This window comes from Ferrovibrio sp. GW821-FHT12D07, assembly GCF_058807275.1.
The window spans coordinates 691,909-716,463 of sequence record NZ_JBXAQN010000001.1 but is presented as its reverse complement, the minus strand read 5'-3'; the positions used below and the strand labels follow the sequence as shown (position 1 = coordinate 716,463).

Sequence of the window (24,555 nt, the reverse complement as noted above, 5' to 3'; positions counted from 1 at the left end):
CTCTTGCTATCACAGCAGTGGGGACAGGATGGCGCAGCATGACGGGCGAGCCTCGCATCATTGTGGTGGACGACGAACCGGGTATCCGAGACATGGTCGCGGAATATCTCGGCGGTCACGGATTCCACGTCGAAACCGCCGCTGACGCGGCCAGCTTCCGCCTGCTGCAGGCCGAACGCCCGGCCGATCTGGTGATCCTCGACATCAACATGCCCGGTGAAGACGGCCTCAGTCTAGCCCGCTGGCTGCGCGCCCATTCCAAAGTCGGCATCATCATGCTGACGGCGGCCGGCGAAGTGATCGATCGCATCGTCGGCCTGGAAATCGGCGCCGATGATTATATCCAGAAACCCTTCGACCTGCGTGAACTGCGTGCCCGTGTACGCACCGTACTGCGCCGCGTGGACGATGCGCCACAGCCGACCGAGGAGATCGAGGTTGTGCGGTTTGGCGGTACCTTCCTCAATCTGGCCGCACGCAAGCTGTTTGACGGCACCGGCAGTGAGATTGCACTGACCGCCATGGAGTTCGATCTGTTAGCCGCCTTCGCCCGCCATCCCGACCGCGTGCTGAGTCGTGACCAGCTGCTGGACCTGGCACATCATCATCACTGGGAGCCGTTCGATCGCAGCATCGACATCCGCATCGCACGCCTGCGCCGCAAGATCGAGGCGGATCCGACCAAGCCGGAAGTGATCAAGACCGTGCGCGGCGCCGGCTATCTGTTCAGCCGTCGAGCCTCGTAGCGCGTGTACAAGGACGCCGTATACGATCTCGACCATCTGCGTCCTTTCCTGGATGCGTCGCTCGACGGCGTGATCCTCACCGACATCCAGGGCAGCATCATCGAATTCAACCCCGCCGCCGAAGCCATGTTCGGCCAGCAGCGCGATCGCATCATCGGCCGGCCTGTCGGGAATGTGGTGGTGCCACCGCGCCTGCGCAACTCGCATGAAAGAGCCATGCTGCGCCGGCTGGGTAATCCGGGCGACACCCGCAATCGCCAGCGTTTCGAGACCGACGGCCTGCGTTCGGACGGAACCGTCTTCCCCGTGGAACTGACCGTCACCGACGTGATGCTGCCCAGCGGCGGCCGGCTGCTGCTGGCCTATGTGCGCGACATCACCGCGCGCCAGCAGCTGCGCATCAGCGAGGAACGCTATCGCCTCGCCATCCGCGGCGCCAATGACGGCATCTTTGAATGGGATGTCGAGCATGGCACCGCCTTCTATTCGGCGCGGCTGGAGGAAATCGTCGGCCGCAAGGCGCGCGATCTGGGCAACAACATCACGGCCTGGCATGCCTTTGTGAATCCGGAAGACCTGGATGGCCTGAAGGAAGAGACCCGCAAGCTGCTGCGCGGCGACATCCAGCGCATCGTGATGGAATATCGCATCTATCGCAGTGATGGCGTGGAGCGATGGATTCAGGTGACGGCGGCGACCGAACGCAATGCCAATGGCCAGGTGCTGCGCATCGGCGGCTCGATCGGCGACATCACCGACCGCAAGCGTGCCGCTGCCGAAATCGAACGCCAGCGCGAGGCGTTGTACCAGTCGGAGAAGCTCTCCGCCCTCGGATCGCTGCTGGCTGGCGTGGCGCATGAACTGAACAATCCGCTGTCCATCGTGGTCGGCCAGGCGCAGATGCTGAAGGAAACTGCCGCCAACACGCCCTACGCCGAACGCGCGACCAAGATCGAGACCGCCGCCGGCCGTTGCGCCCGCATCGCCCGCACCTTCCTGTCGATGGCGCGCCAGCGCCGCCCTGCCCGCCGTCCGGTGATGCTGGAGCGCGTGGTCGAGGACGTACTCAACCTGCTGGACTACAATCTGCGCAGCGCCGGCGTCAGCATCGAGCGCCGGTTCTCCACCGACCTGCCGACAATTTCGGCCGATCCGGACCAATTGAACCAGGTGTTCAGCAATCTGGTCATCAATGCGCAGCAGGCGCTGGCCGGGCAGACCGGACCACGCCGCATCACCGTCACCATCGCACTTGGCGACGACAGCCAGTGGATCGAGGCGCAGGTCTGCGACAATGGTCCCGGCATCCCGCCCAATCTACGGCGCCGCATCTTCGAGCCTTTCTTCACTACCAAGCCGCCCGGATCCAGTCCCGGCAGCGGCACCGGCATCGGCCTGGCGGTCAGCCACGGCATCGTCACCGCGCATGGCGGCACGCTGGAAGCCGAGGCGGCAACCGATGGTGGCGCCTGCTTCCGTCTGCGCCTGCCCGTTCTCACCGGCAGTGCGCAGCCGGCGCGACGACATGGCGACAAGGCCGTGCCACCCCTGCCGATCGGCCATCATGCGCTGGTGGTGGACGATGAAAGCGGCGTGGCCGATCTTCTGGCCGAAATCCTGCGCGACGCCGGCTTCACGGTGGCGCTCGCCGATAACGGGCAGACGGCACTCGACATGCTCGGCCATACCGAGTTCGCCGTCATTCTCACCGACCTGCGCATGCCGGGACTAGACGGTCCCAGTCTGTTCGCCCGGTTGCAACAGCAGAATCCCGCTTTGTCGCAGCGCATCATCTTTGTCACCGGGGATACGCTGAGCCCCGATGTGACCGACTTCCTGCGCGACAGCGGCCAGCCCTGCCTGGAAAAACCCTTCTCGCCTGAAGATGTGCGACGCGCCGTCGCCGCGGTTTTCGACACGGAATAAGCACGGGCTGACCGCTACGCGACCAGTCTGCCCGTTTCGGCATCAGCCTCTTTTCTCGGCCTTGGCCTTGCCAATACCGGTCATACGATGACAAACTAATTTCATGCGCGCTTTATATCTGGCTGGCGCATCGTCCAATGGGGAGACAATCGATATGACGAAGATGTGGCTTAGCGCTGCCCTGCTCGGCACCGCAATGATCGCTGGCGGCGCCTCGGCGCAGACCAAGTGGGATCTGCCGAACGCCTATGGCGTCAACAGCTTCCACACCAAGAATCTGGTCCTGTTCGCCGAAGACGTGAAGAAGATGTCGAACGGCAAGCTGGAGATCACCGTCCATCCGGGCGCCTCGCTGTTCAAGGCTCCGGAAATCAAGCGCGCTGTGCAGACCGGTCAGGTCCAGCTCGGCGAAGTGCTGATGAGCAACATCGAGAACGAGATTCCGGTGTTCGGCGCCGATGCCGTGCCGTTCCTCGCCACCAGCTATGACGCCTCGGTCAAGCTGTGGAAAGCCCAGAAGCCGGTGGTCGAGAAGAAGCTGGCCGAACAGGGCATGACTGTCCTCTATGCCGTGCCGTGGCCGGCCCAGGGCATCTATGCCAAGAAGGAAATCAACACCATCGACGACCTGAAGGGCACCAAGTGGCGCTCCTACAGCCCGGCCACCTCGCGCATCGCCGAGCTGGTGCAGGCGCAGCCGGTGACCATCCAGGTCGCTGAACTGGCGGGCGCGCTGGCCACCGGCGTCATCAACTCCATGATGACCTCGGGTTCGACCGGCCGCGACATGAAGGTCTGGGAAAGCCTGACGCATTTCTATGACACCCAGGCCTGGCTGCCGAAGAACCTGATCTTCGTAAACAACGATGCCTTCAAGAAGCTGGATGCCGCCACCCAGAAGGCGGTGATGGACGCCGCCGCTGCCGCCGAAACACGCGGCCTGGCGATGTCGAAGACCGAGACCGATGAGTCGAAGGCCGAGCTGACCAAGAACGGCATGAAGGTTCTGCCGCCGTCGCCGGCGCTGAAGTCGGGCCTGGAGAAGCTTGGCGTCACCCTGACCGAAGAATGGGTCAAGAAGGCCGGTGCCGATGGCGCCGGCATCGTCGACGCTTACAAGAAGATGTAATTGACGCCGCTCTCGGGCGGCGCAAAAAAGAAAGGGCGGCCGAAAGGCCGCCCTTTTTTATTGTCCTTCTGGCGCGGACTATCCGCCCGCGCTATCCGGGAAGGCCCATTTCGGCACGACTGACACGATCTCGGGGAAGATCGTAATCAGTGCCACCGCCACCACCAGCAGGAAGAAGAAGGGCAGCGAGGCTTTCGCCACGAACAAGCTGTCCCGTCCTGACATGGTCTGCAGCACGAAGAGGTTGAAGCCTACTGGCGGTGACACCTCTGCCATCTCGATCACCAGGATCATGAAGATGCCGAACCAGACCAGATCGAAGCCGGCCTGCTTGATCAGCGGCAACACCACCACGGTGGTCAGCACGATCATCGAGATACCGTCCAGCGCCGTGCCGAGGATGATGTACATGATCGTCAGCGCTGCAATCAGCGCGAACGGGCTGAGATGCAGGCCACCGACGTAATCGGCCAGACCGCGCGGAATCCCGGTATAGGCCATCGCCTTGGACAGGAAGGCGGCAGATGCCAGGATCAGCATGATCATGCAGGTCATGCGCACCGTGCCCATGACGCTCTGCCAGAAGTTCTCCCAGGTGAGCGAGCGCGACCAGGCGGCGATGGCGAAGGACCCGACCACACCCCAGGCGGCGCATTCGGTGGCCGTGGCCCAACCGAAAATCAGCGTCACCGTGATGAAGAGAATCAGCAATGCAGTGGGGATCAGGTTCCTCGATTCCCGGATCCGCTCCCGGAACGGCATGTCCTTCATGTCGTTGGGCGGCGTCTTGTCCGGGTTCAGCAGCGACCAGATGATGATATAGCCCGAATAAAGCACCATCACGAGCAGACCGGGCAGGAATCCGGCGAGGAAGAGCTGGATGATCGAGACATCGGCGGCCACCGCATAGACCACCATAGTGATCGACGGCGGAATCAGGATGCCAAGTGTACCGGCACCGGCGAGCGAGCCCAGCGAGACCCGCTCGTCATAACCGCGCTTGTTCAACTCCGGCAGCGCGATCTTGGCGATCGTCGCCGTGGTTGCGGCCGACGAGCCCGAGACTGAACCGAAGATGCCGCAACCGATGACGTTCACATGCATCAGGCGGCCCGGCAGCCAGCCGAGCCAGGGCGCCAGTCCCTTGAAGATTTCTTCCGACAGCTTTGTCCGGAACAGGATTTCGCCCATCCAGATGAAGAGTGGCAGCGCCGCCAACGTCCACGAGGCGCTGGAATCCCAGAAGGCGACGGCCAGCACCTTGCCGGCCGGCGCTGGCGTATAGAGGTACATGGCAAGCCAGCCGCAGGCGGCGAGCGAAATACCGATCCAGACGCCAGTGCCCAGCAGCAGCAGCATGAAGACCAGTACGAGGGCAGTGAGTTCGATTTGTCCCATGGCGCGCTCCTCAGACCATCGACGCGGCGCGCTCGAGAACTTCCTCGGCGGTCTTCGGCGGGTCCTTGGCGTAATCGGGCTTGTAGCCCAGCGCCACGATCACCAGCTGCTCGACGAAAGCGATGAACTGCACCGTGGTGCCGAAGACCAGCGGGAACTGCACGATCCACAACGGCAGGACCAGCATACCGGGCGTCACGTCCTTGAAGCGATAAGCATCCCAGACAAAATCACCGCAATACCAGGCGATCCAGCCGGTGAGGAAGCAGCCGACCAGCAGGCACAGCGTTTCCAGCCAGCGGCGCGTATTGCCTTCGAACCGTTCGACCAGAATGCCGACGCGCACCACTTCGCCCTGTTTGAAGGTATAGGCGAGACCAAGCGCGAAGCAGGCGGTGGACGCCCAGGCGGCGATCTCGTCGCCGCCGCGCAGAACGAAGCCGATCTCGCGGCCGACCGACAGGATCAGCATGATGCCGCAGATCATGATGAGCAGAAGTCCGGCTGCCCAGCCGCAAACAAGATAAAGACCGTCTAGGGCGCGCCGCACGGCGGTCGCTCCAGGTCCATACTGCGTTTTCATACGACCCCCGATACAAACCAATTGCTGCCGAAACTTATCAGTCATAGACCGTATCGTTACAAGACTTTGTTCGTTTCTACGGCTGGTCAATCTCTGTGCAGCTGACTAAAAATCTGCTTTTCTCTCAGCCGTTTATGCGCCGGTTACGGCCAATACAACCTCAGGAGAATCCCCATGCTTCCCATCACCCGTCTCACCGGCATGGCGCCGGGCCGCAGCCGCGCCGTCGGCTACGGCAACCTCGTCTTCACCGTCGCCGTGGCCGATACCGCTGAACTGGACATGCGCAAGCAGACCACGGAGGCGCTGGCCAAGATCGACAAGCATCTCGCCGAGATGGGCACCGACAAGTCGCGTCTGCTGTCGGTCACCGTCTATATCGCCGACATGAAACGGAAATCGGAGATGAACGACGTCTGGCTCGGCTGGGTCGACAAGGCCAACGAGCCGCAGCGCGCCTGCATCGGCGCGACGCTGGATACCACGCATCTGCTGGAGATCGTCGCCGTCGCCGCGACGAAGGACTGATCCTGCAGCCTGCGCGCCGCCCGCTTCAGAAAGTAGGTGGCGTGCAGGCGCTGATCAGCTCGCAGGGTTCGCTGCCGAGATTGCGGAAGCGATGCGGCTGCGCGCTTTCGAAATAATAGGCATCGCCCGGCCCCAGCACCCGCACCTGGCCCGCCACCGTCACTTCCATGCGACCGCGAATAATCACGCCGCCTTCCTCGCCTTCATGCTGCAGCATGACACGGCCGGTATCGGCGCCGGGCGCATAACGCTCGACCAGGATCTGCAGCGCACGGCCGCTCAGATCGGCGCCCAGCTGGCGATAGCTGATCTTGCCCTTGCCGACTTCTGCCAGTTCGTCGGCCGCATAGAAAGCCTTGTGTGGCGCCGGCTGCTCCGCAGCGGCGAAGAATTCCGCCAGACTCATCGGCAGGCCGTCCAGCACGCGCTTCAGCGCACCGACGGATGGGTTCATCTGGTTCGACTCGATCAGCGAAATGGTGGCATTGGTGACGTTGGCACGCCGGGCCAGCGCCCGCTGCGACAGCTTGGCCGCTAGCCGCACGGATTTGAGCCGCGCCCCGATATCGATCTCCATGCCGGTCTCCGCCCCAGGCCGGGTTTTGGCCTGTTTTATTGTTTACGATCATAAACATTTTGACGTTCAACTTCATAAAAATCAATGAGTTAAGAATCTTCAGAAAAACCCTGTTTCGCCATCGCAAACTCCCCGATGATCACGGCCAGCCCCTCCCTTCCGCATCCCGGAGTTCCGCATGCCCGCCAAACCCGCGCTCGTATCCAACGAAAATACGGCGGTGCCGAACGACCTTGAATCCTGGTGGATGCCCTTCACCGCGAACCGCCAGTTCAAGGCCAATCCCCGCCTGCTCGTCGGCGCCAAGGACATGCATTACACGACCCATGACGGCCGTCAGGTGATCGACGGGTCCGCCGGCCTGTGGTGCGTCAATGCCGGCCATTGCCGCAAGCCCATCGTCGACGCGATCCAGAAGCAGGCGGCCGAAATGGATTTCGCGCCCACCTTCCAGATGGGCCACTCCAAAGCCTTTGAATTCGCCGCCCGCCTCGCGCATCTGGCGCCAGGCGACCTCAATCATGTCTTCTTCGCCAATTCCGGCTCCGAGGCCGTCGACACGGCGCTGAAAATCGCCATCGCCTATCACCGCGCCCGCGGCGACGGGGCGCGCACCCGTCTGATCGGCCGCGAGCGCGGCTATCACGGCGTGGGCTTCGGCGGCATTTCGGTGGGCGGCATCGTGTCCAACCGCAAGGTCTTTGGCCCGCTGCTGGCCGGCGTCGACCATCTGCCGCACACTCACAGCCTGAAGGACATGGCCTTCTCCACAGGCCAGCCGGACTGGGGCACCCATCTGGCCGATGATCTGGAGCGCATCGTCGCGCTGCATGACGCCAGCACCATCGCCGCCGTGATCGTCGAGCCTGTCGCCGGCTCCACCGGTGTGCTGATCCCGCCGAAGGGCTATCTGCAGAAGCTGCGGCAGATCTGCGACAAGCATGGCATCCTCCTGATCTTCGACGAGGTCATCACCGGCTTCGGCCGCACTGGCGCCGCCTTTGGCGCAGATACCTTCGACGTGATCCCCGATATGATGACGGTGGCCAAGGGCCTGACCAATGCCGCCGTGCCGGCCGCCGCCGTCTTCACCCGCAAGCATGTGCATGACGCCTTCATGAGTGGCCCGGAGAACATGATCGAACTGTTCCACGGCTACACCTATTCGGCCCATGCGCTGGCCTGCGCTGCCGGCATCGCCACGCTGGATATCTATCGCGATGAAGGCATCTTCGAGAATGCCAAAGCACTGTCGCCCTATTGGCAGGATGCGGTGCACAGCCTGAAGGGCGTGAATAATGTCATCGACATCCGCAATATCGGCATCATGGCCGGCATCGAGCTCAGCCCGCGTGAAGACGGTGTCGGCAAGCGCGGCTACGAGGTCTTTGTGAATGCCTATGAAAAGGGCCTGATGTGCCGCCTGACCGGCGATACCATCGCTCTGTCGCCGCCGCTGATCCTGAACAAGGGCCATATCGACGACATCTTCGGCATCCTGAAAGACAGCATCCAGAGTGTGAACTGACTCGCAGCCAGGTCCGCTCCATGGAAAGCCCGGCCGCAAGGCCGGGCTTTTTCATGTCCGATCAGTCCGGGATGCGCTTGTCGTAAACCGGCGACAAGCGGTCGAGGCTGCCCCAGAATTCTGTGGGCGCGCGCCCATTCAGTCGCTCGATCAGCACGGCCACATGGGTATGCCAACCGGACGAGACGCCCAGCATGTCGCCGCGGGTGGCAAGCCGGCGATGGGTCAGCGTCAGCAGCACGTCCTTGCCCTTTGGCGTCAGCTCAAAGACCACTTCGGAACTGTTGCCGCTGCAACCGGCATCCGCGCCGCCGTCTTTCTCATTCCAGGTCATCGCCAGCAGGCGTAGCGGCTCGAGTTGCGTGATATGACCACGATGGGTGACAGGGCCGGTGTATTTGCTGTAGCGCTCCGGGACGGTTTCGCCTTTCGGCGCCAGATCGCCGTTGCGGAACTCCAGTGTCACTGCGCCGCCGATCCGCAGGTCCATCTTGCCCGCAGCCAGCCAGGTGGCACGCTTGTCGGAATCGGTGATGTATTCCCAGACCCGCTCGACCGGTCCGGGCAGCAGGCGTTCGAAACGCACTGCACCCGATTCCAGCACTGTGCCATAGGCATTGTTGTCGACCATATCCGCGCTCATCGTCTGGTTCCTTTCGCCTTTGATTTCGGTTTATCCGGCCGGCGCAGCTCGCGCTCCAGGGCATCGAGCTTCGGGGCCCAGAACCGCCGCACGCTGTTCAACCAGTCGTCCATCTCGCTCAGGCCCTGCGGGTTGAGCTGATAAATCCGGCGCTGACCATCCACGCGCACCTGAACCAGCGCCGCCTCGCGCAACACCTTCAGATGCTGCGAGATTGCCGGACCGCTGACCTCGAAGGCCTCGACAATCTCGCCTGCAGAGGATTCGCCGCGGCTGAGCAGTTCAACAATCTGCCGACGGGTCGGATCCGCCAGCGCGGTGAAGATGGGTGCGGTATTGGTCTGCATGGCTCATTATTTATACTATATACTTAAATAAGTAAATACTTAAATATTACTCTTTTCATACCGGCGTATTCTGCGGTTTCTCGCCCGCGGCACTATTTCTTGCCGCTGGTGTTTTACCCGTGATAGCACCGAGTTGCCGATCTTCACCGACAGGCCCCATGGCAGCGGACCCAAGCGATGCATCCCAGCCCTTGTCTGCCAGCCTGCATCCCGGGCAATGGGTGCGTGCCAACAAGCTGCTGCTTTTCGTGGCTGTTCTGGGTGTGGCGATTTCATCGGCCCTGCTGATCGTCGGACGCAGGCTGGATGAAGAGCGTGTCCTGAGCATCCTGGAATTCCGCGCCGAATGGCGCGCCCGCGATATCGAAGCCAAAATCCGCAACAGCACCTTCACGGTCGGCAACCTTGCCGCCCTCGTCGCCTCGCAGGATCCGGTCACACCCGGCGATTTCTATCGCTTCGTCCGCAAGCAGCAGCTCACCGCCCCGATCCGGACCTTGAACTGGGTGCCCTATGTCACCGGCGCCGATCGGGCCTGGTTCGAATCCCACGCCCGGATGAGCGGCCAGCCGCAGTTTAGCATCCTGCAACGCGGCCAGGACGGCGCGCTGGTGTCCGCCGCCAATCGTGACGCGTATTTTCCGGTCTGGCTGAGCGAGCGCTTCGAGAATCAGGCTTCTGCCATCGGCCTCGACCTTCTGTCCCATCCCGATTTCGGTCGACTGCTCCCCCTGTCACGTGACAGCGGCCTGCCCGTCATGGTGTCTGCCGTCAGTACGGCAGTGCCGCCGCTCGTGCTACCGGCCTTTCAGGTTTTCTGGCCCGTCTACAGCACCGACCTGATACCCAATGCCCTCGAGGAACGCCGGCAACTCCTGCGCGGCTTTGCCATGGGCCATTTCCGCATCGAAGCGGTGCTGGCCGCGGCCATCGAGGGCACGCCCGAGATCGTCGAACAGATTCGCTTCCATGTTGGATCTCCTGCCATCGACAGGCCGCCCCAGCTCGTCACCGTCTATAGTCCTGGCAAAGGCTTTGTGCCGGAGTCCAATGCGGAGGCAGTCTCAGGCCTTCCCATCAGCCGGCAGTTCGAGATTCTGGGACAGTACTGGACCCTGGTCTCAATCTTCCCCGTCGAGCTTGTCGCCGGCCTGCGATCCTGGGCACCACTGGCGCTGTTTGCAACCGCCCTGATGCTGACGGCGCTGATCGTCATGTATATGGCACGCCAGCAGGCCATTACGCGCAGCATCAACAGACTGGTCGCCGCCCGCACAGCGGACCTGACGGCCGCCAATCTCACGCTCAACCGTGAGATCGCCGAGCGCCAGCGCGCCGAAATAGCCTTGCAGCAGCAGGCCGAAACCCTGGCGGCCACGCTGGAAACCCTGCCGGTCGGCATCATTCACCTGAATCCACGCAAAAACATCCTGTTCTGGAGTCACACGGCTGAGCAGATTTTTGGCTATTCGGCCGGCGAAATTCTGGGCGAACCCTTCAGCCTCGCCATGGAAGAGGATCGTGAAACCTTCGATGCCATGCTCGACGCCATCATCGCAGGCAAGGTGATACGCAACCATCCCGTCCGGGCCCTCAGGAAAGACGGCAGCCCGCTGGCAATCAGTTTTTCCGGCGCGGCACTGTTCGATCATGGCGAGCTGCGCGGCGTCGTCGGTATACTGGAAGACATCTCGCAGCGCCTGTCGCTGGAATCACAGCTGCTGCAATCGCAGAAGATGGAAGCACTGGGCCAGCTCACCGGTGGCATGGCGCATGACTTCAACAACCTGCTCATGGTGATCATGGGCAACCTGCAGCTTGTCATGGACCTAACCGAAGACCAGAAGGAGGTCTTCGATTTCGCCACCGAAGCCTACAAGGCGACCGAGCGCGGCGCCGACCTGATCCGCAGCCTGCTGGCCTTTGCCCGTCGCCAGCCGCTGCGGCCGCGCCAGATCGACATCAACGAGGTCGTGAGCAGCACCACCAAGATGCTGGCCCGCATCCTGGGTGAGAAGGTGAGCATCGCCCTGGAGTCAGGCCGCACGCTCTGGCCGGTCAAGGCCGATCCCGTGCAGGTGGAGGCCGCACTGACTAACCTGGCCACCAACGCCCGCGATGCGATGCCGCGTGGCGGCCGTCTGACCATTGCCACGCAGAACCGGCATCTGGACGAAACCTATGTCGCGCAGTATCCGGAGGCGATAGCGGGCGATTATGTGATGCTGCAGGTATCAGACACCGGCACCGGCATTCCGCCCGAGGTGCTGGCCCGCATCTTCGAGCCCTTCTACACCACCAAGGATCGCGGCCGCGGCACTGGCCTCGGCCTGAGCATGGTGTTCGGCTTCATGAAGCAGTCCGGCGGCCATATCAACGTCTACAGCGAGGTGGGCGTAGGCACCACCTTCCGGCTATATCTGCCGCGCCATCACGATCCGGCCGCCGAAAGCAGCCTGGCGCAGCAGAAAGTAGCGGCGCGCGGCGGCGGCGAGGTGATCCTGGTGGTGGAGGACGATCCGGCGATCCGCAAGCTGGTGCTGCATGAACTCAATGGTCTGGGCTACAGCACCCTGGAAGCCGACAATGGCAGCAAGGCGCTGTCGCTGCTGGAAGGCGGACAGCATGTCGATCTGGTCTTCACCGACATCGTCATGGCCGGCAAGCTGGATGGTCTGGATCTCGCGCGCCTGATTCCGGGCAAATGGCCGCAGGTCAAGGTGGTGCTGACTTCAGGCTTCCCCGATACCAAGGTCGGCGACGACATGGATGGCCTCGAGGGCGTGCATCTGCTCAGCAAGCCTTACCGGAAATCCGAACTCGCCAACCTGCTGCGCGCCGTGCTGGACGACAAACCGCCGGGCGGCGACGACTAGTTCGGTACCAGCATGTATCCGGAGCCGCGCACGGTGCGGATCAGGCCGGAGCGTTTCGGATCGGCTTCCAGCTTGCGGCGCAGGTTGCTGACATGCACATCCATGCTGCGATCCATCGGATCCCAGTCGCGGCCCGCCACGGCCTCCATCAGCTGTTCGCGCGTCACCACCTGGCGCGGCGCCTGGGCCAGCAGAACCAGGATGCGATATTCCGCCAACGTCAGATGCACGACATCGCCCTGATCATTGCGCAACTGCTGCGCCGCCAGATCGAGCAGCCAGCCCTGGAACCGTATTTCCCCAGTCGGCGCCGGCGGCGGCGCACCGGGCTTTTCCGCTCGCCGCTGCACCGTGCGCAGACGCGCCAGTAGTTCGCGCAGATCAAAGGGCTTGGAAAGATAGTCATCGGCGCCGAGTTCCAGTCCGACCACCTTGTCGACCGTATCGCCCTTGCCGGTCAGCATGATCACCGGCACCTGGCTGCGGGCGCGCAGCCAGCGCAATGCACTCCAGCCATCCTCACCAGGCAGCATCACATCCAGAATGATCATGTCAGGCGGCGTGGCGAGAAACGCCTGCCGCATGTCCGGGACGCTGCCGGCCACGACCGTCTCAAACCCTTCCTTACCCAGATAGGCAGTCAGAAGCCTCGAGACAGCGGGGTCGTCCTCGACGATCAGTATCTGTGTCTTTGTCACAGGCCCCTGCATCTTCGTGTATGCCAGAGCACCGCCTTATGCGGTACAGCCATCGACGGCATTTAGCCACTCAGGGCTATACGGATCAAATCATTTACGCTCAAGTACCCTGCTTCCAGGCCACCATCAAGCTGCCGGCAGCGATCAGCAGGATGCCGGCCCAGTTCAGCAGCGACAGCGTTTCGCCCAGCAGCAGCACGCCGAAGACGGCGACCATGACGACACTCAGCTTGTCGACTGGCGCCACCCGCGCCGCATCGCCCAGCTGCAGCGCGCGAAAATAGCACAGCCACGACGCCCCCGTGGCCAGGCCCGAGAGCAGCAGGAAGACATAGGTCTTGGTCGAAATGCTGTGCAGCGGCTGCCATTGCCCTGTGGCCAGCACGATGCCGGCGAGCAGCAGCAGGATCACCACAGTGCGGAGCAAGGTGGCGAAATCGGCCGCCACATCCGCCACGCCCAGTTTGGCGAAAATGGCCGTGAGCGCGGCGAAGGTGGCTGACAGCACTGCCCAGAGCTGCCAGTTTATCATCAGGCTTTTCATGGCGAATCCCTCCTGCGGCGGCAATTATGGCCGCAGCCCGGGGAATTGTCGCGAACGACTAGTGCAGGACCGGTCCGCTGATCACCAGGCAGTCGTCCAGGACGCGACCCTCGACGGCGAAGATGCGGCGCAGAATCTCGGGTCCCAGCACTGCCTGCGGACGATCCAGCGCCTCCAGCCGGCCGCCGCTGAGCACTAGCACGCGATCGGCATAGCGATAGGCCAGGTTCAGGTCATGGAGCACGGCGGCGACAGCGGCGCCGCGCGCCGCCAGGTCGCGGGCCAGCCGCAGCACACCATGGGCATGCGACAGGTCGAGGCTGGCCGTGGGTTCGTCCAGCAGCAGCACCGGCGGAACCGCCGGCGCTTCATCGAAATCGAGCTGCGCCATCACGCGGGCGAGCTGCACGCGCTGCTGCTCGCCGCCCGACAGCGTGCCGTAGGTGCGCTGCGCCAGATGCGTGATATCGGCTGCGGCCAATGCCTGCTGCACCGCACGGGTATCACCGGCCCTGTCGTTGCGTTCGCGGAAGGGCGCGCGGCCCAGCGCCACTACATCCCAGACCGGCAGCGAAAAGCCCAACCGCGAGGCCTGCGGCATCACGGCGCGACGACGCGCCAGCGCCAGCGGCGTCCATTGCCGCAGCGGCCGGCCATCTAGGTGCACGGCGCCGCCATCGGGATACAGATCACCGGACATGCCAGACAGCAGCGTGGTCTTGCCGGCGCCGTTGGGCCCGATAATGGCCAGCAGCTCACCAGGCTGGAGCTGGAAGCTCACATTGTCCAGCAGGAGACGGCCCTTGCGCTCTACGGTGACGTTATCGACCTGCAGGCTCATGGCAGGAAATCCTTGCGCGTTCGCCATAGCAGGGTGAGGAAGACCGGCGCGCCAATCAGGCAGGTTAGCAGGCCGAGCGGCAGTTCGGCCGGCGCCACGATGGTGCGCGCAACCAGATCGGCGCCGATCAGCAGCGCCGCGCCAAGAATGGCCGAGAGCGGCAGCAGGCGGCCATGCTGCGGCCCGGTGATTAGGCGCACCACATGCGGCACCAGCAGGCCAACGAAGCCGACCGTGCCGCTGACCGCGACCGCACCGCCTACCGCCAGCGCCGTGCACAGGCAGGCCAGCCGCTTCACCATCTCGACGCGATATCCCAGATGTGCGGCCTCGCGCTCGCCCAGATTCAGCGCATCCAGTGCGCGTGCGAACCAGGGCAGCGCCAGGAAAGGCACGAGCGCAAAGGGCGCCAGCATCATCACGGTCTGCCAGCGCGCGCCACCGACGCTGCCAAACGTCCAGAAAGAGATGTCGCGCAGCTGATTGTCGTTGGCGAGGAAAATCAGGAATCCGGTCAGCGACATGGCGATAGCGTTGAAGGCGATACCGGCCAGCAGCAGCATTGGCACCACGGTGATGCCATCGACCAGTGCGACGCGGTAAATCATCGCGATCACGACCAGACCCCCGCAGAAGGCGCCCAGCGGCAGCAGTACCGGCTGCCAGGCCGCAGGAAAGACAGAGCCGGTCAGCACGATCACACTGGCTGCCGCCACCGTGGCGCCGGCCGAGACGCCGATCAGGGTGGGATCGGCCAGCGGATTGCGAAACAACCCCTGCATCACACCACCCGAAATGCCAAGTGCGGCGCCGACCAGACCGGCCAACAGCACGCGCGGCAGGCGCAGATGCAGCACGATGGCTTCATGACGGCTTTCATGCGCCTGACCGATCAGAGCGGACAGCACATCAGAGGGTGACAGCGCCACCGCGCCGATGCCAAGACCGGCGATGGCGGCGATCAGCAGCAGGACCAGCGCCACCCCCAGCAGCACCGGCAGACGCAGGCGCAACGGAGCAGTCCCCACCGAGGCTTCGATCACGCTCATGCTCCTGCACTCATATCCATGACCGCGCCGGGAGGACCGGAAGTTTCGTGCCCGGATGCAGCAGTTCCGCCAGGTCGCGTGTGGCATGGGCGATGCGCGGCCCCAGGCCGAGCATGTAGAGCGTATCCATGGCATGCACACGGCCATCGCGCACGGCACGCGTGGGCTTCAGTGCGGGTATGGCCGCAACGCCGGCAGCGCCGCCCAATGCCTCAAAGGAATGGCCCGGCAGCAGGATGACATCGGGATCGGCGGCGAGTGCGGCCTCGGCATTTAGCGGTTTGAAATTCTTGTAGTCGGTCACGACATTCTGCGCCCCGGCAAGACGCAGCATGGCATCGGCCGAGGTTTCTTGCCCGGCAGCCAGGATATTGCCGTTGCTGGTACTGAGCACGAACAGCACGCGAGGCTTTTTCAGCGGGGCCACCATTTCCTGCACTGCCTTCTGGTCAGCCTCCACTGCATCCGCAACCGCCCGGCCTTCGGCCACGCGACCAATCGCCTCGCCGATCATGCGGATTTTCTTCGGCACTGCCGGGTCGGTGTAGCTTTCCGGCACCACCAACAGCGGTACGCCGGCCGCCTTCAGCTGCGCGATCGTGGCCGGCGGGCCAGCATGATCGGACGTGATCAGCAGGCTGGGCGATAGCGACAGGATGCCTTCGGCGCTGAGCGTGCGTACATAACCGATCTGCGGCAGCCTGCTGGTCAGGCTATAGGGATACAGGCTGGTGGAATCGACGCCGGCCAGCCGGTCACCCCGTCCCAACGCCACCACGATCTCTGTCAGCGCACCGCCGGCCACCACCAACCGCTGGTCGGCAGTGGCCGCAAATCCGATGCGCGGCAGGGTCGCTGCCGCCGCCACCGCGCCAAGCAGGGCACGACGGCTGATCATCACGCCGCCGCCCGTGTCACCAGCGATTCGGCCAGGCTGCGCCATTCCTGCAGTTCGGGATTGCCCGGCTTGCGCTTGCCGAAGAAGGAGACGATCAGCTCGCCATCCTTGTCGAACAGCTCCAGCGACGTGACCGTACCGTCCACGCTGGGCTTACGCACCAGCCAGCTCGACACGATGGCATCTTCGCGCAGATGCAGGTTGAACATCGGATCCAGCACGTTGAACCACGGGCCGGTCGGCACCAGGCGCTTCACCGTGCCGGTATGAATCTGGATCATGCCGGGATTGCCGACAAAGACCATGATCGGCAGATCGGACGCAGACGCGGCCTCCATCATGCGGCGCGCGCTGTCATTCGACACCGGTTCGGCGAATTCGCGGCCCGCCAGACGGAAGGCCTGCTCGCGCGCCACCTTATGCTTGCGCAGCAGCGGGAAGAAGTCATGCGTATCCTTCAGCGCCGCCCATTCGCTGCGCAGCGATGTCGCATCGATATCGGCGTCGGGATGCGGCGCCGCCTTTGCGGCGGCCGGCTTGACCGCCAAGTCGGCGGACTGCTCGGCCGCACGGAACTTGTCGGCGACAGCCTTGAAGGCGGCTGCATCGGTCTTCTCGGTGGCATAAATCTTGTGGACCGCCTGACCGGCGGCGTCGAAGAACTGCAGGCTGTTGCGCGGACCGGACTTGGTGTCTTCCGAAACCGCGAAGCCGTAGGCCCAGGGACCGAAGAAAATGCGCAGGTCGATATCCTCGCCCACGATCAGACCGACATGGCCCTGCACCGATAGTTCGCCATAGGCGCCATGCCGTTCATGCACGACGGAATCGTTGCGCGTCAGCGCCATCACCTCACCCACCCCGCCGACGGCGGTGATGATGTCGGGCCAGGGGCCGGTCAGGCGCGTGACGCCATTGCCCAGGCGAGTGGCAAGCAGCTCGGCTTCGCTCACACCCAGGCGTTGGGCGGCATCACGGATGCGGAGGTTGGTTTCGCTGGCACGCAGTGCGGTCCAACGGTCGGCAAGGGTGGTGGTGGTCTGGCTGGTCATGAACGGTCTCCCGTATCTCTGAGAATGGAAAAGTAGGGCAGAAACTGGAACAGACAAAATGGTGATAAACACAGATGCGGCCGGCGCGGGATGGGGCTCCCGGCCGGCCTGCACTGCTGTGACTATGCGGACCGCCCGCAGGGCGGTGATCAGAACCCCTTCGTGTAGCTGACGGAAATGCGGTAATCGCGGCCTTCCTCGTAGAGCGAGGCCATGTGTCGGCGATATGCAGTATCGAAGATGTTCTCGACACCGGCATCGACGCGGAAGCCCTGCAGGTATTGCTGCATCGGGAACCAGGTCACGAACACACTATGCACTGCATAGGGATCGGTAATCGGGGCGCCCAGCGTGGAATCGCCGCTGACCTCCGTCTGCTTGAAGGCATATTCGGTGCGCCAGCCGTAGCGCAGGCCGTATTCCGGCAGCTTGCCGCCGATGACGCCGACCACCTTGTCGGCCGGGATCGAATCCAGCGGCTTCTTGGTGTCGTCATTCTCGCCGCGGATGCGGGCATAGGCCAGGCTGCCGAAGTAGGATGGCGCATCATACTGCGCCGACAGTTCGGTACCGCGCACCACGGCGTTTGGCACGTTGATGTTCGTCTGATTGATGCCCTGGAAGATTGTCTCAATCAGGTCTTCTGCCTTGGTGTGGAAATACGTTGCGTTGAAGCGCACCGCATCCTTGTCATTCACGACATTGTTGAACTTGGTGCGGACACCGCCCTCGATGCTTTCTGTCTTTTCCGGACGCAGGTTCGGGTTCGGGATGAACACGCCGTTCGGCGGAATGCCGTTGGTGCCGGAGACATAGGTTTCCAGCAGGCTGGGTGCGCGGAAGCCGTAGCCGTAGGAGCTGTACAGGCTCAGCCAGTCCAGCGCCTGCCAGTTGGCGGCGATCTTGGGCGAGAACGCATCTTCCTCGACCTTGCGCGAAACCGTGGACGACGATTCATACATGTCGAAGCGGCCGGCCGGTGTCAGCGTGAAGCCTTTGAACAGCTCGATCTCGTCCTGCAGGTAATAGCCAGTTACCTCGCTTTTCGCTGTCGGATAACCCGGTCGCGGCGCGTTGTTACGCGTGGCCTTCTGACTATCGGTGTAATATTCGGTGCCAAAGGTGACGGCATGCTTCAGCGCACCAGTATTGAACCGGCTGGTGTTGTAGATGTCATAACCGTCGGTGAACAGCGTGGTCGTATCGAGGCGGAAAGCCGCCGGCGGCACGCGCACTTCCTGGATGTCGATGCTGTTGTGATAGATTTTCACCGACGGATTGAGAAGCGGCATGTCCGGATTGGCGTAGGAATAGCCCGCCGAATAGGTCTCCATCCGCGTCTCGCGGAAATGCGGGACGTTGCTCGTCGTGTTCGGGGCCGAGTCCGGATTCAGCAGCGACAGGCCGTCTTCCTTGAAGCCGATCGCACTGACGCTGAGCTTGTGATTCTCTGCCGGCCGGAAGGTCGCCTTCAGCATCAGGTCGCGCAGGTCTTCCGACGAATACGGCAGTTCGGTGTCCCGGCCCTGCTTCAGCGTGCCGCTGTCACGGAAGGATACATTGCCGACCAGGTCGACCTTGTCCTGGACGCGGCCGAAAGCACCGGCGCTGTAGTAATTCTCGCGCTGCACCGAGCTGTAGCCATATTTGGTGCGGAAGCCGACGGTCTCACCGGAATCGAGGAAATCGGCTGCTTCCTTGGTTTCCATCGCAACCACGCCGCCGATGGCACCCGAGCCATGGAGGGCAGAGTTGCTGCCGCGCACCACTTCCACCTGCCGCAGCAGGTCGGGATCGAGGAAGAAGCGGCCCTTATGGCCGGCGTTGAAGTTCTGACGCGCACCATCCAGCGTGGTGACCACCCGCTGGCCGCCAAAGCCGCGGATATTGATGTCCTGACCGACGCGGCGCGGACCGCCGGCCATGTCGACGCCCGGCAGATCGCGGAGCAGATCGTCCATCTTCGCGGGACTACGGCTGTCGATCGCCTCCATGTCGATGATCGACACGAAGGCCGGCACTTCATCCAGCTTGTGTTCGGTCTTGGTCGCGGTCACCGTCACGGGATCGAGCTGTACGCTGCTGGTGGACGGACCGGCCGCCACTTGTTGCGCGAAGGCCGGCAGAACTACGCCCCCGGCCAGCGTCAGGCCCAGAAAAGTCGTTGCAAAATAGCGATTTCGATTGGATGCGCTCACCACGCCAATCCCCCAACAATGGGCACTGTCGGCCCTGTTTGATGTTGTGGCTGGCTGCCTTGCCGCGAGCATGCGCGGGTGGGTGGCTGGCTGAGTGGTGTCTCTCTTAACGTGTCACAATCGGTTTAGCAACTAGGAAGCATTCGCAAGAATGAAAAAGTGATCAGATAAAATTGTAGTGAAATCAAAATGATAGCTCGGAAGGGCGGCTGACAGCTTGCCAAATATCGGCCCCTCCCGAGTGGGCGATCAGGATTTCGGCTTTACCGCCCCGGCGGCCTCCAGCACTTCGTTGGCCGCCTTGAAGGCATCCAGCCCAGCCGGAATGCCGCAGTAGATGGTGGCGTGCAATAGCACTTCCTTGATCTCGTCGACGGTGACGCCGTTGTTCAGCGCGCCTTTCACATGCAGCTTGATCTCAGGTGCCCGGTTGAGCGCAGTGAGCATGGCAAGGTTCAGCATGCTACGGGTCTTGCGATCCAGGCCCGGACGATCCCAGCCATAGCCCCAGCACCATTCGGTGGTGATGTGCTGGAAAGCCATCATGAAGTCGTTGGCCTTTGCGATCGAGCCGTCGACATAGTCTGCGCCCAACACCTCACGACGCACCTTCAGGCCGGCCTCGAACAGCGCCTTGGTTTCATCAGTCTTCGTCATGTTTCGCTCCTTCAGCGGTAGAATACATGATCGCCGATGCGGCCGAGAGTCTTGCGTTTCTTCGCCCAGACTGGCGGCCTGATCTTGGCACTGTGGAAATACAGCGCGCCGTTGGTCGGATCCTTGGCACCAGTTTGCATGGCCGCACGCGCACTCTCGACCGCCTCCTTCCAGTTCTCGTCTTCCTTGGGCTCGTCGCGTTTGCCGTCGCACCACCACGAGAACTGGCAGCCTTTCTTGCCGCCTTCAGCCTTCTGCGAAACCACGCCGCAGATGGTATTGGGGAATTTCGGATTTCTGGTGCGGTTCAGCACCGTATGCGCCACCGCAAGCTGGCCTTGGCGCGCCTCGGTCTTGCCTTCCCAGTAGACCGCCAGCGCCAGGCATTTGCTTTCGGCATCCAGTGGCTTCGCCGGTTCGGTAACTGCTACCTGGGCCGCGGTTTCCTGCGCTGCAGCCGCGCTGCTCAGCAGAGCGGCTGCCAACAGGGTGACCAGCAGCCGGCGCATGATCAACTCGCCTTCGCCAGCGCGCGGTCGACAAACTCCAAGCGATCCTGGCCCCAGAAAGGTTCGCCATTCAGCACGAAAAACGGTGCACCAAACACGCCGGCATCGATTGCCTGCTGCGTGCCGCGCTCATAGGCCGCCTGTACGGGGCCGGTGTCGGCGGCCTTGAACAGCTTGGCCGGATCGAGGCCCGCTTCGGTGATGATCTCTTCCAGGATTTCCGGATCGGCGAGATTGCGCTCGTCTGCCCACAGCGCCTGCATCATCGTATGAGCCAGCGTGACGGCGTCGTCGCCCGCTATGCGCGCCGCGACCACCAGCTTCGCCGCCAGTGCCTCGTTCAGTGGAAACACAGACGGCTGCGGGATCAGCTTGATGCCGAGATGCTCGCTCCAGCGCTTCAACTCGAACAGGCGATAGGCCTGGCGCTGCTTGGATCGCTTGGCCAGCGGCAGGCCGCCACTGGCATCGAAGACCGCCAGCGATCCCATCGGAATGATGTTGACGTTGGCCTTGTGCTTCGCGGCGATGGCCTCGAAACGCTTGGATCCGAGATAGGCCCAGGGCGACGTGATGAAGACGTAATAGTCGATCTGCGCCGCCATGAATCCTCCGGAGATATCTTGTTTTACTGCAGGCCGCGCAATCGCTGGAACTGCCGCAACGCGTAAGAATCGGTCATGCCACTGATGAAGTCGGTCACCGTCAGCAGCCAGTCGTAACGACTGGCCCCGGCCTTGGGTTTCTGCGGCATCAGGCGCAGCAGCGCGCGCTGGCGCGGTGCCAGCGCCGTCACGTCGCCACCCGCCAGCTCAAGGGCATGATGCGCGCCGCAGAAAGCCTCCAGCAGGCTGGTCAGCACCTCACCGCCCATGACCTCGGTCTGGAAGCGCTCGCGCGTCTCGAAGATGCGATTGCGGGTAAACCCGGCGATCTCGTTCAGCGCCGGGGCTACAACGCTGCGGCTGAGCAGGTCGCCCTCGAAGCGGCCAGCCAGGATGTCGGCTTCATGATCGAGAAAGACCTTCACGGCCAGATCGATCAGGTCACCGATCACCTTGGCGCGCAGATAGGCGATCTTCCAGGTCTCATCCTCGATCTCGACATAGCGCGGCGGTACCTTCTGCAGCAGCTTCTTCAACCGATCTTCGGCCTGCGCAAACGTGATGCGCCCGAGCTTGAAGCCGTCCTCGATATCCACCACCGAGTAGCAGATGTCGTCGGCTGCCTCGACCAGATAGGTCAGCGGATGGCGGGCAAAGCGATCCTGGCCCAGCGCCAGCAACCCGACATTGCGCGCCACTTCCTCGAAGGCTGCAGTCTCGGCGGCGAAATGGCCGAACTTGCCCTTCGCCGGGTCGGCCGCCGGACTGCCGAAGGGGTATTTCATGAAGGTGGCGAGCGTCGCGCAGGTCAGCCGCAGGCCGCCGGCATCGCGCCAGTTCTGCAGCCGCGTCATCACGCGGAAGCCCTGCGCATTGCCTTCGAAATGCAGGAAGTCGCGGCGCTCGGCTTCCGACAGGTCCTTCACCAGCGCCACACCCGCGCCAGAGCGGAACCAGTGCTGGATCGTCGCCTCGCCGAAATGGCCAAACGGCGGGTTGCCGATATCGTGACCGAGGCAGGCGGCAGCAACGATATGGCCGAATTCCGCCGCGCCGATGCCGCCCAGATCGCCATGGCGGTCCAGCACGGTCTGGCCCACCTGGGCCCCGAGCGAGCGGCCGACAGATGACACTTCCAGCGAATGGGTCAGCCGGTTGCGGACATAGTCGCTTTCGGGGAGCGAGTGAACCTGGGTCTTGTCCTGAAGGCGCCGGAAGGCCGAGCAGAAGACCACACGGTCCCAGTCCTTCTGGAAGGGATTGCGGGCCGGCGTCACCGGTTCGGCGGTTTCGTGACCGAGACGCTGGGCCGACAGCAGGCGGGACCATTGCATTGTCATGGCCGGCATCGTGGAGAGAAGCCTCCGCGCTTTCAAGGCCTTGCCTCACGGAACTGCCATCACCGGTTAATCAAATAACAATCATCTGACCATAAGAGTGAAGAAACAGGACCAGCAGACGACCATGACCTTTCCGATCATCGCCGCCATAGCCATCGCCGCGCCGCTGGTCGTCACCCTTATCTGCTATTTCACGTGGCGGCGCCTGGATGGCGGCCGCCATTTGATGTTCTGGGCCATCGGCCATGCCGGCCTGGCCATTACGCTGGCCCTGCTGGGCTTCACCGACTTCACCAACCCACCCTGGCCGCTCGCCGTTCTTGCCGTCGTCGGCAACCAGCTCTGGACCGTGATGCTGGCCGCCGGCATCCGGGTCCTGACCGGCAAGTCCGACACTCTGCGCGGCACCCTGCTGGTGGCTGCTGCAGTGACGGTGGCCGTGCTGCTGTTGCAGCAGATCAACGAGACCTTCTTCTATCTGGCACCAACCGTGATCGGCGCACTGTTCCTGGTCTATGCCGGCGTGACGCTGCTGCAGCACCGCCGCTCGATCCTCTATACCTTCACCGGGCTGCTGCTGCTGGTGCGGGCCATGCTGACCCTGTCGCTGGGCCTGAAGCTGTTGCAGGTGGCCGAACTGAACAGCGCACTGACCTCGTCGATCTTCGTCAACCTGCTCACCGGGCTGGGCCTGATCTTGATGGAATTCGACAACGCACGGTATCGCGAGGCGCAGGCCCGCGACGGTGAGCGCGAGACGCGCGTGTTCTTCGAGACTGTGCTGGACGTGATGCCGGCGACCATGACCTACAAGGACACCGCGCTGCGCTACCGCATCATCAATCGTCGCATGCATGAGCTGATGGCGATGTATGGCAGCGACTTCATCGGCCGCACCTGGGCCGAGATTGTCGGCGATGTCGCAGCCGACATCGTGGAAGAGGCCGACCGCCGCATCCTGGAAACCGGCGAGCCCGAGCATATGGAGCAGGTCTGGACCGGTCCCGACGGCCGCCGGCTGGTACTATTCGCCCTGAAAGTGCCGCTGCGCGACATGACGGGCCAGGTCATCGGCATTATTACCTGCGGCGTCGACATCACGCGACTGAAGGAAACCGAAGCCCAGCTGATCGAGCAGCGCGAGGCGGCCGAGACGGCCAGCCGCGTCAAGACCAGCTTCCTCGCCAACATGAGCCACGAACTGCGCACGCCACTCAACGCCATTATCGGTTTCGCCGACATGATGGCGGCGGGCTATGCCGGACCGCTGACGCCGCGCCAGCAGGACTACACTATCAATGTCCGTGATTCCGGAGAGCATCTGCTGCGGCTGGTCAACGACATCCTCGACCTGTCGCGGCTGGAAAGCGGCCGACTGGAAATCAGCCTCGAAGATTGCAACTTTGACCAGATCGCCCAGAGCGCGCTGGCCATGGTGGAACCGCAGGCGCGCCAGGCGCAGGTAACGCTGGATTTCGAACCGCAGCAGCTCACGTTACGCGCCGACGAACGTGCGCTGACCCAGATCCTGATCAACCTGCTGGGCAACGCAGTGAAGTTCAACCGGCCCCAGGGCACGGTCACCCTGCGGGCCACCAACACCAATGGCGTGATCCATATTCAGGTGAGCGATACCGGCATCGGCATGAGCGAGGCGGAAAGCCGCGCCGTGGTGCAGCCACTTTACCGCTCCGACGTCTATCGCAGCCGCGCCAACAGCGGCGCCGGCCTTGGGCTCTCGATCTGCCGAAGCCTGATCGAACTGCATGGTGGCCGGATGGAGCTGCGCAGCGAACCCGGCGTGGGCACCACGGTGGAAATCGCGCTGCCGGCGTAACCGAATGCGATCTTCGTCTTATTCCGCTTCGTTTGTGTTCGCTACA

The 24,555-nt window shown here is 63.1% G+C and carries 23 protein-coding genes; 7 read left to right on the top strand and 16 right to left on the bottom strand.

Annotated elements, in window-relative coordinates:
• Nucleotides 1-38 precede the first annotated feature (38 nt).
• The 3 genes from AC1RRE_RS03715 to AC1RRE_RS03705 all read left to right on the top strand — a co-directional run bounded on the left by AC1RRE_RS03715 (nt 39) and on the right by AC1RRE_RS03705 (nt 3,801).
• Nucleotides 39-746, top strand: coding sequence for a response regulator (locus AC1RRE_RS03715; protein ID WP_492979741.1), 708 nt, complete (start codon nt 39-41; stop codon nt 744-746).
• Between the two features lie 3 nt (nt 747-749).
• Entirely contained in the window at nt 750-2,672 is a 1,923-nt protein-coding gene (locus AC1RRE_RS03710; RefSeq protein WP_492979740.1) for a PAS domain S-box protein, read from the top strand.
• Between the two features lie 154 nt (nt 2,673-2,826).
• Complete coding sequence (locus AC1RRE_RS03705; RefSeq protein ID WP_492979739.1) at nt 2,827-3,801, top strand: TRAP transporter substrate-binding protein; 975 nt, start codon at nt 2,827-2,829, stop codon at nt 3,799-3,801.
• A gap of 78 nt (nt 3,802-3,879) precedes the next feature.
• On the opposite strand, the gene AC1RRE_RS03700 is transcribed toward AC1RRE_RS03705, so the two are convergent.
• Together AC1RRE_RS03700 and AC1RRE_RS03695 are read right to left on the bottom strand one after the other, a co-directional pair.
• Nucleotides 3,880-5,199, bottom strand: coding sequence for a TRAP transporter large permease (locus AC1RRE_RS03700; protein ID WP_492979738.1), 1,320 nt, complete (start codon nt 5,197-5,199; stop codon nt 3,880-3,882).
• 10 nt (nt 5,200-5,209) lie between these two features.
• On the bottom strand, nt 5,210-5,749 hold the full coding sequence (locus AC1RRE_RS03695; protein WP_492979737.1) for a TRAP transporter small permease: 540 nt from the start codon (nt 5,747-5,749) through the stop codon (nt 5,210-5,212).
• Between the two features lie 207 nt (nt 5,750-5,956).
• On the opposite strand from AC1RRE_RS03695, the gene AC1RRE_RS03690 reads away from it, so the two are divergent.
• A complete protein-coding gene (locus AC1RRE_RS03690) occupies nt 5,957-6,310 on the top strand; it encodes a RidA family protein (protein ID WP_492979736.1) in 354 nt (117 codons plus the stop codon).
• Nucleotides 6,311-6,335: 25 nt separating this feature from the next.
• On the opposite strand, the gene AC1RRE_RS03685 is transcribed toward AC1RRE_RS03690, so the two are convergent.
• Nucleotides 6,336-6,887: a cupin domain-containing protein gene (locus AC1RRE_RS03685; RefSeq protein WP_492979735.1), complete on the bottom strand. Its 552-nt coding sequence runs from the start codon at nt 6,885-6,887 to the stop codon at nt 6,336-6,338.
• Between the two features lie 178 nt (nt 6,888-7,065).
• On the opposite strand from AC1RRE_RS03685, the gene aptA reads away from it, so the two are divergent.
• The gene (gene aptA / locus AC1RRE_RS03680) at nt 7,066-8,415 is read left to right on the top strand and encodes an omega-aminotransferase AptA (protein WP_492979734.1); all 1,350 of its coding nucleotides are present in this window, start codon (nt 7,066-7,068) and stop codon (nt 8,413-8,415) included.
• A gap of 61 nt (nt 8,416-8,476) precedes the next feature.
• On the opposite strand, the gene AC1RRE_RS03675 is transcribed toward aptA, so the two are convergent.
• Both AC1RRE_RS03675 and AC1RRE_RS03670 read right to left on the bottom strand, forming a co-directional pair.
• On the bottom strand, nt 8,477-9,058 hold the full coding sequence (locus AC1RRE_RS03675; RefSeq protein WP_492979733.1) for an SRPBCC family protein: 582 nt from the start codon (nt 9,056-9,058) through the stop codon (nt 8,477-8,479).
• The gene (locus AC1RRE_RS03670) at nt 9,055-9,405 is read right to left on the bottom strand and encodes an ArsR/SmtB family transcription factor (RefSeq protein WP_492979732.1); all 351 of its coding nucleotides are present in this window, start codon (nt 9,403-9,405) and stop codon (nt 9,055-9,057) included. Before AC1RRE_RS03670 ends, AC1RRE_RS03675 begins: the two co-directional genes overlap by 4 nt.
• A 158-nt stretch (nt 9,406-9,563) precedes the next feature.
• On the opposite strand from AC1RRE_RS03670, the gene AC1RRE_RS03665 reads away from it, so the two are divergent.
• On the top strand, nt 9,564-12,281 hold the full coding sequence (locus tag AC1RRE_RS03665; protein ID WP_492979731.1) for a CHASE domain-containing protein: 2,718 nt from the start codon (nt 9,564-9,566) through the stop codon (nt 12,279-12,281).
• Here AC1RRE_RS03665 and AC1RRE_RS03660 read toward each other — a convergent pair.
• The 11 genes from AC1RRE_RS03660 to AC1RRE_RS03610 all read right to left on the bottom strand — a co-directional run bounded on the left by AC1RRE_RS03660 (nt 12,278) and on the right by AC1RRE_RS03610 (nt 22,672).
• Nucleotides 12,278-12,979, bottom strand: coding sequence for a response regulator (locus AC1RRE_RS03660; protein ID WP_492979730.1), 702 nt, complete (start codon nt 12,977-12,979; stop codon nt 12,278-12,280). The two genes, AC1RRE_RS03665 and AC1RRE_RS03660, sit on opposite strands and share 4 nt — an antisense overlap.
• A gap of 100 nt (nt 12,980-13,079) precedes the next feature.
• A complete protein-coding gene (locus AC1RRE_RS03655; protein ID WP_492979729.1) occupies nt 13,080-13,523 on the bottom strand; it encodes an EamA family transporter in 444 nt (147 codons plus the stop codon).
• Nucleotides 13,524-13,581: 58 nt separating this feature from the next.
• Complete coding sequence (locus tag AC1RRE_RS03650) at nt 13,582-14,364, bottom strand: heme ABC transporter ATP-binding protein (protein ID WP_492979728.1); 783 nt, start codon at nt 14,362-14,364, stop codon at nt 13,582-13,584.
• Nucleotides 14,361-15,413: a FecCD family ABC transporter permease gene (locus tag AC1RRE_RS03645; RefSeq protein ID WP_492979727.1), complete on the bottom strand. Its 1,053-nt coding sequence runs from the start codon at nt 15,411-15,413 to the stop codon at nt 14,361-14,363. The genes AC1RRE_RS03650 and AC1RRE_RS03645 overlap by 4 nt, the downstream gene beginning before the upstream one ends.
• 10 nt (nt 15,414-15,423) lie before the next feature.
• Nucleotides 15,424-16,311 carry a heme/hemin ABC transporter substrate-binding protein gene (locus tag AC1RRE_RS03640; RefSeq protein ID WP_492979726.1) on the bottom strand — a complete coding sequence of 296 codons (888 nt, stop codon included), beginning with the start codon at nt 16,309-16,311 and terminating at the stop codon, nt 15,424-15,426.
• The gene (locus AC1RRE_RS03635; protein ID WP_492979725.1) at nt 16,311-17,363 is read right to left on the bottom strand and encodes a hemin-degrading factor; all 1,053 of its coding nucleotides are present in this window, start codon (nt 17,361-17,363) and stop codon (nt 16,311-16,313) included. The genes AC1RRE_RS03640 and AC1RRE_RS03635 overlap by 1 nt, the downstream gene beginning before the upstream one ends.
• Before the next feature lie 149 nt (nt 17,364-17,512).
• On the bottom strand, nt 17,513-19,561 hold the full coding sequence (locus AC1RRE_RS03630) for a TonB-dependent hemoglobin/transferrin/lactoferrin family receptor (RefSeq protein WP_492979724.1): 2,049 nt from the start codon (nt 19,559-19,561) through the stop codon (nt 17,513-17,515).
• A 249-nt stretch (nt 19,562-19,810) separates the two neighbouring features.
• On the bottom strand, nt 19,811-20,218 hold the full coding sequence (locus AC1RRE_RS03625) for a carboxymuconolactone decarboxylase family protein (RefSeq protein WP_492979723.1): 408 nt from the start codon (nt 20,216-20,218) through the stop codon (nt 19,811-19,813).
• A gap of 11 nt (nt 20,219-20,229) precedes the next feature.
• Entirely contained in the window at nt 20,230-20,727 is a 498-nt protein-coding gene (locus tag AC1RRE_RS03620) for a cell wall hydrolase (RefSeq protein WP_492979722.1), read from the bottom strand.
• Nucleotides 20,728-20,729: 2 nt separating this feature from the next.
• A complete protein-coding gene (locus AC1RRE_RS03615) occupies nt 20,730-21,332 on the bottom strand; it encodes a 2-hydroxychromene-2-carboxylate isomerase (protein ID WP_492979721.1) in 603 nt (200 codons plus the stop codon).
• Between the two features lie 23 nt (nt 21,333-21,355).
• The gene (locus AC1RRE_RS03610; protein WP_492979720.1) at nt 21,356-22,672 is read right to left on the bottom strand and encodes a deoxyguanosinetriphosphate triphosphohydrolase; all 1,317 of its coding nucleotides are present in this window, start codon (nt 22,670-22,672) and stop codon (nt 21,356-21,358) included.
• 124 nt (nt 22,673-22,796) lie between these two features.
• Between AC1RRE_RS03610 and AC1RRE_RS03605 the strand changes: the two genes are divergently transcribed.
• A complete protein-coding gene (locus AC1RRE_RS03605; RefSeq protein ID WP_492979719.1) occupies nt 22,797-24,509 on the top strand; it encodes a sensor histidine kinase in 1,713 nt (570 codons plus the stop codon).
• Nucleotides 24,510-24,555 lie beyond the last annotated feature (46 nt).